This is a genomic window from Candidatus Cloacimonas sp. (assembly GCA_035403355.1).
GTDB lineage: Bacteria > Cloacimonadota > Cloacimonadia > Cloacimonadales > Cloacimonadaceae > Cloacimonas.
Map to the genome: position 1 here is coordinate 17,732 of DAONFA010000029.1, position 11,749 is coordinate 29,480.

Annotated in this window: 5 protein-coding genes and 1 tRNA gene; 1 reads left to right on the forward strand and 5 read right to left on the reverse strand. The window is 37.6% G+C overall.

Going from position 1 to position 11,749, the window contains the following annotated elements:
• Positions 1-52: 52 nt before the first annotated feature.
• From PLE33_07465 to PLE33_07485, 5 genes are all read right to left on the reverse strand, one after another.
• Positions 53-128: transfer RNA gene (locus tag PLE33_07465), tRNA-Gly, on the reverse strand.
• A 181-nt stretch (positions 129-309) separates the two neighbouring features.
• Positions 310-957 carry a GPP34 family phosphoprotein gene (locus PLE33_07470; GenBank protein ID HPS61088.1) on the reverse strand — a complete coding sequence of 216 codons (648 nt, stop codon included), beginning with the start codon at positions 955-957 and terminating at the stop codon, positions 310-312.
• Between the two features lie 22 nt (positions 958-979).
• Positions 980-2,269: an ABC transporter substrate-binding protein gene (locus PLE33_07475; protein ID HPS61089.1), complete on the reverse strand. Its 1,290-nt coding sequence runs from the start codon at positions 2,267-2,269 to the stop codon at positions 980-982.
• Between the two features lie 580 nt (positions 2,270-2,849).
• Positions 2,850-3,563 carry an NAD-dependent deacylase gene (locus PLE33_07480; GenBank protein HPS61090.1) on the reverse strand — a complete coding sequence of 238 codons (714 nt, stop codon included), beginning with the start codon at positions 3,561-3,563 and terminating at the stop codon, positions 2,850-2,852.
• A 2-nt stretch (positions 3,564-3,565) separates the two neighbouring features.
• The gene (locus PLE33_07485) at positions 3,566-7,150 is read right to left on the reverse strand and encodes a C25 family cysteine peptidase (GenBank protein HPS61091.1); all 3,585 of its coding nucleotides are present in this window, start codon (positions 7,148-7,150) and stop codon (positions 3,566-3,568) included.
• 650 nt (positions 7,151-7,800) lie between these two features.
• Here PLE33_07485 and PLE33_07490 point away from each other — a divergent pair.
• Complete coding sequence (locus tag PLE33_07490) at positions 7,801-10,953, forward strand: choice-of-anchor J domain-containing protein (GenBank protein ID HPS61092.1); 3,153 nt, start codon at positions 7,801-7,803, stop codon at positions 10,951-10,953.
• The last annotated feature ends 796 nt before the right edge of the window (positions 10,954-11,749 follow it).

The following is an 11,749-nucleotide window of genomic DNA, read 5'->3' on the forward strand; positions in this document are numbered from 1 at the left end:
CATCCCTGTCGTTTACTATGGTTGATGAGGACATCATCATTGCGGAAAAAAATGGAGCGGGCAACGGGATTTGAACCCGCGACCCTCAGCTTGGGAAGCTAATGCTCTACCATCTGAGCTATGCCCGCTCTTAATTGTATGCAAAAATTTTGCTGAGGTCATCCAAGTCAAGGAAAAACAATATTTCGGGTAGGGTGTTTTGTTTTGTTACGAACGCTGCACCTCTTTTCAAACATCATTCAATAATTTGCTGAACCCGAATTCGTTAATCCCTATATTCGTTATCTGTTATATGTAATCCTGAAATTTTCAGGTTGTATAAGTAGTTGTAATCAGAACCTGCATTTCGCCAATAATTCTCTTTACGGCAGGACTGATAAGATCCATATTATTTAAAAGTTCCAAGCGTGCACTGCGTTGTTCCAATTCCTCTTTTGTAAAGATTTTATCCATCAGTCCGCAAATTTGTAATAGAGCAATTAAAGCCATTTCTCTGGGATCAGGTTTTATATCGGTTAACACGGTTCTTTTAATGCGAGAGAGGACTTCTTCCTCTTCTTTCTGGTCAATAACAGGATAGCGGCGTTGTTTAAACAGCCATAACACCTTACATTGGCTTACTTTGATAATACCTTTTTCTTCCAAAGATTGCAGTAGTTTATCTTTCAAGTGCACCATAGAATTGTAAAGCTGGCCTACTAAAACGGCTGGTTGATTTCCTGCTTCAGTTTCAACTAAATTCTCCAGGATAGTATCCAGAAATTTATCATTTGTCGGTTCTGTAGAAAGAACATAGATTCCTTTCAAATCAACATCAATTCTCTTTCTCAAAGCCAAATCCATTAAAAGCGCTCCAATTAAAGCTACATTGATATTGATATTGGAAATCCTGTAGAAGGAATTGGTTTGATCATCTATGGCTAATATGATTAGTTCTTCAGCACAGTTAAGTAACATTTATACCTCGTTGGGGTGATAGCTATAATTTTTTTAGATACTTTTCTTCATCAATAATGGCTTGAAACTTTTGGTTCATCTCGTCTAATGCCTGTTTGGGAGTAGATATTCCCCGCATAGCTTTTTCCAGGCAATCCTTCAGTTCCATTCGGGCTTTAAACCAGGCAGAAATCTGAGGTTCAAAAACAGCTGTCTCCAATTGGTCATACATACCCTGAAATTGAGGAGAGTCCTTTAAAAAGTTCTGCAGTATCGGAGATTGCATAGCACTTTTCCGCACAGGCATATAACAGGTTTCAGCGCTCCATCGGGCTGTCTGTTCTGTATCTGTAAACCATTTAATAAATTCCCATGCACCCCATTCTCTTTTTTTATCTCCGCTTTTAAAGATTACTATGTTAGTTCCGCTGATGGAGCTTTTATTAGTTCTATAAGTGGGCAGCGGAGCATAACCAATATTAAAATTAATGGGTTGCTGACGCATATGAGTGATGGAGACACTGCTTCCTTCATACATAGCTGCAATTCCTGCCAGAAAGTCATTCTGGCCTTCAAACTCACGCACCAGATAAACGGTTTTATCTTTATTTAACAAATCCGTTAAAAAAGTTAATGCTTCAATTGCTTGCGGACTATTTAGTTGGGGCTTGCCTTTTTCATCTAAAATAGTTCCTCCGGCTTGATAGAGCAAATTGATGAACTGCCATTCGTTAACATTTAAATTGGTGCCATAAGTTTCCGGTTTCCCGTCGTTATTTTTATCCTTAGTAAGGATTTTGCAATAGGAACGATATTCATCCCAATTGGCAGGAAAATGATTAGGGTCAAGACCGGCTCTATAAAAAGCATCTTTATTGTAAAAATAAGCACGCACGCTTTTATTGAAAGGAAAAGAGTAGATAGTATCATTAAAAGTATTGGATTTCAAAAAAACAGGATAGATATCTTCCAGGTTGTCTTTTGTCCAGGTTGTGTCTGCATTCATAAAGTCCTCAAGATTACACAATACACCTGCTTCAATGTATTTGGCAGTCCAGGATTCATATACCTGCGCAATATCGGGTTGATTATTAGCTTGGATGGAAGCCATAAGTTTCTGGGAAAGAGCATTGTAACTGCTGATAGGATTAGCTATTACTTCAATATCTTTATGAGTTTTGTTAAATTCGCCAATCATATTATTCAGGGTTTCTCCCAAGGGACCGCTAATGCCATGCCAAAAAATAACTTTAACCTTATTGGATTGGACGGAACTTTTACAACCGGCTAACAGCACAATGAGCATTAGAACAGCTATAAAGAACTTACGCATTACAACTCCTTATTTTGCTAAAAGAAATTCCACTGCCATCTTTATTAGTTCAGGGTTAGCGTCAACGAAAAAATGAAAAGCAAGAGTTCTCTTTCCAGTGTAAACGATGTCCTCGTTGTTTTCTGTTCTCTATTTAAGTCAGGAGTCATTACTGGATTGATGGAGGATGGCGTTCCTCCGCAAGAAAAAGTTATGCAGAGCCACAGAGAGCTCTGTTTACCCAGCTTCCTTGCTGGAGTGTTTATTACCTGCTATATGTTTATGAAAGAGCTCTCAAACAAAGTTTTAGTATCTATAAACAGACATATAAGTGGCATTTGAGAGAGTAGTAGGGAAGAAGAGGATAAATTTTATCAACCCATAACTCATTATGGCACTATATTCCAAGCAAAAATCATATCCGTGTAATCTGTATAATCTGTGAGAGATGGAACTTTGTATGGTTTATGTTGTTTTTACTATTTAATCCCTAAAGTCCCTTTAATCCTGTTCATCCCAGACCTACTAAATCCTCAAAATCCTTAAATCCTAAAATCCTCGTTCCTACAATCCTATCCGTGTAATCTGTGAGCAATAAAACCTATCCTTTAATCCATTGTTCCACTAAGCCGGGTAAAATCTCTCCGCATTTACCCTGATAAAATTCATCAATATAAACAAGATTATCCGGTTTTCCCAAATTTACAGCTATTGTTTTAGCTCCCATCAATTTTGCCGTAAGCACAAAACCTGCTGCTGGATAGACCACTCCGCTGGTGCCAATTATGATAAAGACAGAACACTCTCTTAAAGCATCATCAATCAAATTCAAGTGATGCGGAATTTCACCAAACCATACAATATCCGGTCTTAAAATTCCCCCGCAGGAAGGACAAACAGGAATTTTCTGCTGATAATTTACTTCTTTCAGGGCAAATTTATTATCGCAATTGATACAAATGCAATCAGCAAGGGAACCATGCATTTCCAGAACTCTTTGAGAACCTGCTTTAAAGTGTAATGAATCAATATTTTGGGTAACCAACAAAAAGTTATCACCCAAAAATTGCTCCAGTTTTACTAAAGCAAAATGAGCAGGATTGGGCTTCTTAGCTATGCTGTCTTCATAGCGTAGCCGATAAAACTCCCAAACCTTAGCTGGATTAGCTGAAAATGCTTCCGGAGTGGCAACATCTTCAACTCTATTATTTTCCCACAAACCACCGCTATCGCGAAAAGTGCTGATACCCGATTCCGCACTAATTCCGGCTCCAGTTAAAACAAGAACCTTCGTAGCAGGAGTTAGTTTCAGCATATCTATTTCAGCAGGAGCATTTTGCGCATTTGTACTCCGGAAGGAGTTGTTATGCGATAGTAATACACTCCGCTGGCTATATTGCGTTTCTTTATATCCAAGCCGTTAAAAACAATTCTATGAGTTCCAGCAGGCAAAGTATCGTTAAGCAAACGATTTACCAACTGCCCCTTAACATTGAAGACCTCCAGGCAAACAGGCATTCTAACCGGTAAAGAAAACACGATTGTCGTTTCCGGATTGAAGGGATTAGGATAGTTCTCATATAAAACTACTTCTTTAGAGGAAGGAATTGTCTCATCTTCATTTTCCACATAGCCAACTACATGCACATCATCAATATACCAACCTTCACCGCTAACATAACCATCGCTGCCAAAAACCCAACGGAATTGCGCTGTTCCACTAATATTGCCAAGCTCAAAAGTTGCTTCTGTCCAATCAAGTGAACCGGAATAAACCCAAGTATCAGCGGAAAGAGGAGAAGCGGAATTATTATATATCTTATAAGGATAACCACCTACAGGGGTTATTTGATTCCAGTTGCCACCATTCACACTCATTTGCACAAAACCGCCATCCCAGGCATAGCTATGATTTGTGCTATGATTTTCGGCACTCATCCAATGGTAAAACTTTAATTCGCAACCGGGATTAACATTAAATACAGGGCTTTCCAAAGCTCCGAAAGCGCTACCGGAATATTGAGCTGAACCGGTTCCTCCAAACTTCATAGAATAAGTTCCGTTCTCAGTATGATTACGATAAGAAGAACGATGCCATTGATTAACAAAGTTATTGTTGAGAGTAATGGCTTCCCAGTTTTGATAATCGTTTTCAAAAGTGTAATTTAGAGCTCCGAGATGAATCATAAAATCGCCTTCTACCAGATTTCCGTTTTCAGCGCTAAACATATAGTTGATAAGATAATTGGTATCCAATATTGCACTGTCCAAAATCTGCAAGTTTATGGCACTTTGATAATCTGCAGTAGTATTGGGAGCTAAAGAAGTAAGTAAGACCTCATCCTGCCCCAAGATAATATCCGGAGAATTACTAAACAAAATCATCATCGGAGTGTAAGCATATCCGCTACCGTTATTGGCAATGCTGAAACTGATTGAAGGTGTATCCCCGGGTAAGATGATAGCATCCAAATTATTTACCTGATATGAAAGCAACTGCAAAACCGGAGCATTCAAATTTAAGGAAAAATTACTGTTGGAAAGATAGGAATCGTAATTCGCTCGGATAGTAAATAAAATACTGGTATGATCATTATAATTGCCAACTACTCTGAAAAGGAATGCTGTGTTCACTGCTACGGAATCCCCTGCACTAATGGCAGCGAAAGAAACAGTGGGAGATATTATTTGAATATTGGATGAATTACAGGAAAGGGTTAAAGTTCCGGGAGTTGAAAGGTCAAGTAAACCTACATTTTTAATATAGAAATTCAAAGAAAGAGTATCCCCGAGCTGATAAAGTCCGTCATCATCGTTTACATTGATATTATTACACATAAGATAGGGCATCTGAGCTGCGGTTGCTGTAATTGTAGTATTAAAAGCATAGAAATTAGGTGCATTGATATAAACGGAATAAGTTCCAGGAGAAAGAGGAGCAAGGAAATTAACGATAAGTAATCCATTTGCATCGGCGGTAGTTTTACAAACAGTTTGCTGCGCATCTTTAAGAATAAATTCAGCATAAGGTGCATTGGTTTGAATTTGATAGTTATTAACACCTACTAACAATTGCTGAGGCAAATTGGCAATTATGGTTTGAGGTGTATCTGTCCACAACATCATTGCCGGATCACCAAAAAGATTAGTTTCATACGAGACCCAATACATAACAGGAGTATTGCTGATAAAAGGTATATTATCTATTTTGGAATCCTGCAACGCACTTCCTAAATCATAAATGTTTTCTCCGAAGATTGCATCTATAAATTGCCGATGTATGTATTGAGAAGCTCCATCAGTGCTACCTTGAGTTCCCCAACCGTAACGCGAATGAGAAATCATTGCTACGGGTCCTGTGGCTATAGAAGTCATTTTTTCCGTTATACAATCCGAAGTATATTGTCCGGGAGAGGTCTCGCGGTTGTCAAAAGCACCGGAATAACAGCCCTGAGTAAAATATGTGGAAAAATTGTGGTTTATGCCATTATTCGTTATTGTAGAGGAACTCACCTGATTATTGGATAAACGCATTGTATAAGTAGTATTGGAATGTCCTAAATGATTTACCAGGTTTGGTCCCGCACTTAAAAGAGGACGAATCTCACTTGCACCCCAGGAATCGGCGGCTCCATAAGTTCTATCGTATAAAGTAGTTATATTCCAGGAAGTGGGAACTCCGATGGTGGTATAACCGTTTGTGCTACATCCACCTATCATTTCATCCATATAATCACCGCCCCAGGTAGGTCCATCCCACAACCATTCGCCAACAAAAAACGCTGATTTTATTTCATTTGCTACAGGAGCATTGCTATACAGGGTTAGTTTATTCAGGAAATTGTCTATTTCTGTATCGCTATTATAGCAAAAACGACCGATAGCCAGTTCCGGAGCAAGGTCTTCTTCATAAATTTCACCCCAATTGCTATCGCCATCATCATTCCAGTTTCCATCCAAACAAGCATAATACATATCAGCAGGTATATCTGCATCAACACCTTCGCTGCTGTTATCTATATTTACATAAAAACCACGATGTGGAATTACATCGGTATCTCCAGCCAGAAAAACATAGCGCAATGGATTAGTAGCATATAGAGATATAATGTAATTGCGTAGTTTTTCCTGAGTATCTGCTCCTGCGGTCTCAGCAATTATATCACCAATACTTTTGATAAGAACTGTTTTTCCCCGTGATTCGTGAAAAGTTTTTAGGGGAGTCCATTGAGTTACTTTTGCTGCATCCGCTACAATCAGATATTCAATTCCTGGTTCCCTCGTGCGGGAAAGAATTATGCTTTGAGGATTATCTACAGAATTTTGCAATCGCTTTGCCGTATAAGCATCCTGTTTCAAAAAACGCATCGCTTCTATTGCCTTGGCACTGTTACGGTAAATAATTTCCACACTTAATTCTCTATAAAATACCAGCTCGTTGGTTAAAGGATAATAGGCAAAGGGACTTATTGCCGAAAAAGCTATCGGTTGACCGCACATAAAAGAAGTATTCAATCCGTTATCCGTAATTTGAGGATAGGGAAGAGGAGAACCGTAAATTTCAAGATTGGGCTTTTCCGGTGTTTCTATTTTTGTATGCGAAAAAGGGTAGGATTTTTGAATCGGAATTATGGGTTTATCTAAAGTGTAAGTAACAGGATTATATCTGTTAACAACTATTTTTTCTGCTTCAAAACCTGCAGGTAACAAAAGCTTTACCCCAAACCAGGGCAAATCGGGATTTCCGGGTTGACCCCAACTCTGAGCTTTTTCCAAAGTCACTTTTGTGAATTGTTCTTTGGTCTCAATTTTCGGTGTTTCCAGGGAGTAATTCATAGTTACATTTGCAAATAGAACCACTGCTGAAAATAATAGTACAGCCAATAAAGCTATGTTTTTCATACCTAACGACCTTTCTGCGTTTATTTTGTCTTCCACTGTTTATTAAGCAATGCTTGTTCCATTCCTCAAAATAATTCCCAGTTCTTTGATGACCCCGATAACTATTTTTGTAATGATTAACAGTAGTATTAAGCTCTAAATGCTATTTTCACTTGGGAAAGGATACACAAGGCGGATACTTTTTACTTTTACTATATGGGGGAGAATATTTTTCTTGACAGGAAATTGCAATTTTATTAAGGAGTAAAGTGGTTTAAAAATTGATAATCTTGTTTAGTTTAGTTTTTTTTATATAGGAGCTTTTGTCTGCTGTTGCAGTTTTTTTAACATTCAAAGCAGAGCTGCAAAAAGCGACTAAAAAGCAGATATTTTTGGGGAGGTATTATTATGGGCAATGGCTTGAGGCATCCCATAGTGATATTTGCAAGCGATTTTGCTTTGGGAAAAGCAGGAGATATAAATATATCTTGTTTGGGTTACGCAGCAAATTATCCCTATTGTATTGTCTTATTCACCATTTTATGTTTATCAGTTGCATTCTTTATGCTACTGTTAAAAAACGATAGAGTAAGCAGCGAATATTTCCCAATCTATGTATCCGAAATCCCCATCATCTTTTATTTTCTTAATAAGCTAAAGGAGTTATAATTATGAGCGGCAAAAAAGTTTTCTTCGCATTTCTATTAGCATTGATTTCCCTATCCAACTTCATCTACGGAGATCAGTTCATTATAGGAAATCCTGCATCAATCACAAACGGTTTAATTCCAGTGAATAGATTTCATAATTACTCTACTTATGAAATGCTTTATACATCAGGAGAAATTGGTTCTGAATGTTTGATCAATAAAATTGCCTTCTACAAAAATAATGGTTCTACCTCAGTATTAATCTCCAATGTCAGTATATATATGAAAACTTCTTCTGCTACAAGTTTGCCTTCGGCAACAATTGCCCCTCCCTATTCTGAATATACATTAGTTTATTCAGGTTACTTTCCCAATAATTTCGGCACTTCAGGTTGGGCTGAAATAACGCTGGCAAATCCCTATTTATATAATGCCAATGGCAATCTTCATATCCTTATTGTGAAAGGTTTTGAAAATTGGTCAGCTAATAAACCGAACTATACTTATACAGCAACGGGAAATACATATTTATGTAGAGGGGGTTATGCAGATGATTCCCAGCCGGAGAATTTAACACAAAATTACAATAGACCTGTAACTCTTTTTGATATTGAGTTTTTAGTGCAAAATGAACCCCCGCTTCCAGCAATTAACCCCAATCCCGATAACGGGGGAAATAATGTGTTAAATAATGTATCTTTGCATTGGTATAGTGGGGGAGGATGTCCTTCCGGTTATGATGTTTATTTTGGTAAAAATCCTAATCCGCCGAAAGTTCAAACCCTTCAAAAAGAGGCATATTATAATCCTGGTATTTTAGATTATGGTAATACCTATTACTGGAAGATTGATCCGCATAATGTATATGGTTATGCTTCAGATAAATATCCGATTGAAGAATGGTCGTTTACGGTGATGGATGATCCAACATTAACCAGAGATGATTTCCCCTATTTGCAAACCTTTGATAATGATTGGTATGGAAATCCGCCAGCTCCGTTAGGTTGGTATGTTGTAAATGCTAATCACGACGGTTACACCTGGAGGCAAACAAATGAATGTAATATTCCCGCACACTCCGATCCTTTTGCTGCCCAAGGTATGGGTAATATTAATGATTATCTTATTTCTCCTCCTTTAGATTTAACGAATGTGAATGTGCAAATCAAATGGTTTGATATGGTAGAAAATGCCTCATATACAAATTCCTATAAAGTTCTGCTTTCTTATACCGATTCCGAAATATCTTCTTTTACGCAGGAATTAGGGTTTTTTTCCTGTAATAATACTGACTGGACAGAGCACTCTTTAGATTTAAGTGCTTATAGAGATCACACAATTTATCTTGCTTTTTATCAGTATGAATCGGTAGCTACAAACTGGAGTTTCGGGATTGATGATTTTCAGATTCATATATTACCTGATATACCAATTTTAAGCTATAATCCGGCAGAAATCATCTTTCCTTTTACCGCGGTAGGTTCTGTAACAGATTATGTTAATGTAACGATTACTAATATTGGCGATGGAACTTTAAACCTTACTGCAGATAACTTTTCTCTTTTAGGAGATAATAATGATTTTGAAGTTGATTATTCTAATCTTGATGCTCATTTGGAAACAGACCAAAGTGTTCATATCCCTATTCGTTTTTATCCTCATTCCACCGGTGATAAAAATGCCATCTTCCGTATCAGTTATGGTTTGCGTGCTCAATATGATGTAATTCTTAGAGGTTCTACATACTTGGCTGGTCTCCTGTTGGAAGATTTTGAAGAAAATGTTCTACCTGCAGGATGGACAAAAATTATTCATAGTAATAATGACATTCTTCCCGACAGTGATTATAATCATACTTTCAATGGGCAATATTCTCTTAAATTTAGCGCTTATGGAGAATCTGAAGATTATAACCGTTATTTATTCAGTCCCCCGATTTTAGTTAGTGCTTTTCATCACAATCTTTCCTTTTGGTCTTTTACTAATAACTCTGAGATGCTGGAATGGGGAATAGCAAACGATATGAATCCGCAAAATTATAACTGGAATCCTGTTCCTGCAAATAATTCATCCTGGCAGAAAACGAATTTGGATTTAACCGATTATACAGACCAAATAATCTATTTAGGATTCCATTATTGCGGTAACAGCTCGCAATCTGTTTACCTTGATGATGTTCATATAAGTTGCGATATTCCAGCCAATTATCCAACAGAAATACAAGGGATAACTTTAACATCCAATATCCCCTTGAATATTAATAATACCGTTACAGCCAATCATCCACAAGTTATGGCTTTGCCGAATTATATCAATCTTATAGAACCCATAGTAATAGGTTTAGCGGGTTCCGGCTCTGGAAATTTATCTATAAAGCTCGGTTCAGGATATTGGTATTGCCTTATTTTTTATAACGGACAATGGCATTATGGAAGTTCATATCCCTGTTCCGTAGAAGCAGGTAACACTGGAACTATCACTATGTCCAATGTAGAATTTGGTTCTAAAGATGGTGTTATTTTGTTAATTACGGAAGGGGTTGATCCCACTTTGCCGGTCACTCTTTCCCGATTTACTGCTGTTGTAAATTCTGACAATTTCGTTATCATTTCCTGGATTGCAGAAAGCGAGACAAATCATTCCGGCTATAATATTTTGCGCGGGGAAAATAAAGAATTGCCAAATGCTATTACTGTTAATGGCTCTATCATTGATAATGGCTCTGCGGCAGGAACTCAGATCAGCTATAAGTATATTGATTTTGAAGTTTATACTAATATGGTCTATTTTTATTGGTTGGAAAGCGTAGCTCTGGATGGCAGCAGTGAATTTTTCGGTCCTATAACGGTTACTATAGGCGATCCTGCTCAAACACCTCTTCCACCGACAGTTCCAATGACGACCAAACTATATAATGCTTTTCCCAATCCTTTCAATCCCAATACGAATATTCGTTATTCTCTAAAAGAAACCGGTAAGGTAACAATTGAAATTTACAATTTGAAAGGACAGAAGATAAAAACTTTCAATCAGAATCACAATAGTCCAGGTTACTATCAGGTTTCTTGGGATGGCTGTGACGAAAACGGAAGAAATGTTGCCAGCGGAATATACTTCTACCGGTTAAATACCGGCAAATATTCTTCTACTAAAAAGATGGTTCTAACTAAATAATGAAGAATAACCCTGGCAATTGAATTAGATGGAGATTAGGTAATTAGTAAATATTAAGTTTGGGTAGCCGGAGGCCGCCGTTCCTTCGCTGAAATAGTTTCCCTAAACAAAAATAGGCGGAACTTTAGAGAGCTCCGACCACACAACAAAATCGTAACCGGAGGACATTGTTGAATGGCTGAGACATCGTTCTTCCTGGATAAAAAGTCCGAAGAGCAGCACATTGATAGCTACGGCAGCGTTAGCACCTTGGAAAATGTAAACTCCGTTTATTTTACCTTTTCTCTCTTTTTATCTTGCCTTGCGTTACTTTTATGCTCTTGTAACATTTCTTTAGCGACTCTTTAGCAAAGTTAAGGTATTGTTAAAGAATTGTTAAAGAATCGTTAAATAAATGACCAGACAACAAGTAATTAAATAAAGTCCACAAAGAAATTATATAAATCCAGTTAAAAACCGGAGCACAGCTTCTGTTTGGTAAAATCATTCAGGAAAAACGACATTTTGTCGTTTCCCTGGCAACCGAGCTAATTATTTATACTTAATTAGAAGTAACGGAATAAATTGGGAGTGTTATTTTTGGTTGACCAGGAGGTCAACCCTCCGATCCGGAGAAACGACATCTTGTCGTTTCCCTGGCAACAGAGCTAATTCTTTATACTTAATTGGAAGTAACGGAATAAATTGGGATGTTATTTTTTGGGGTTGACCAGGAGGTCAACCCTCCGAATTTTGGTTGACCAGGAGGTCAACCCTCCGATCCGGAGAAACGACATCTTGTCGTTTCCCTGGCAAC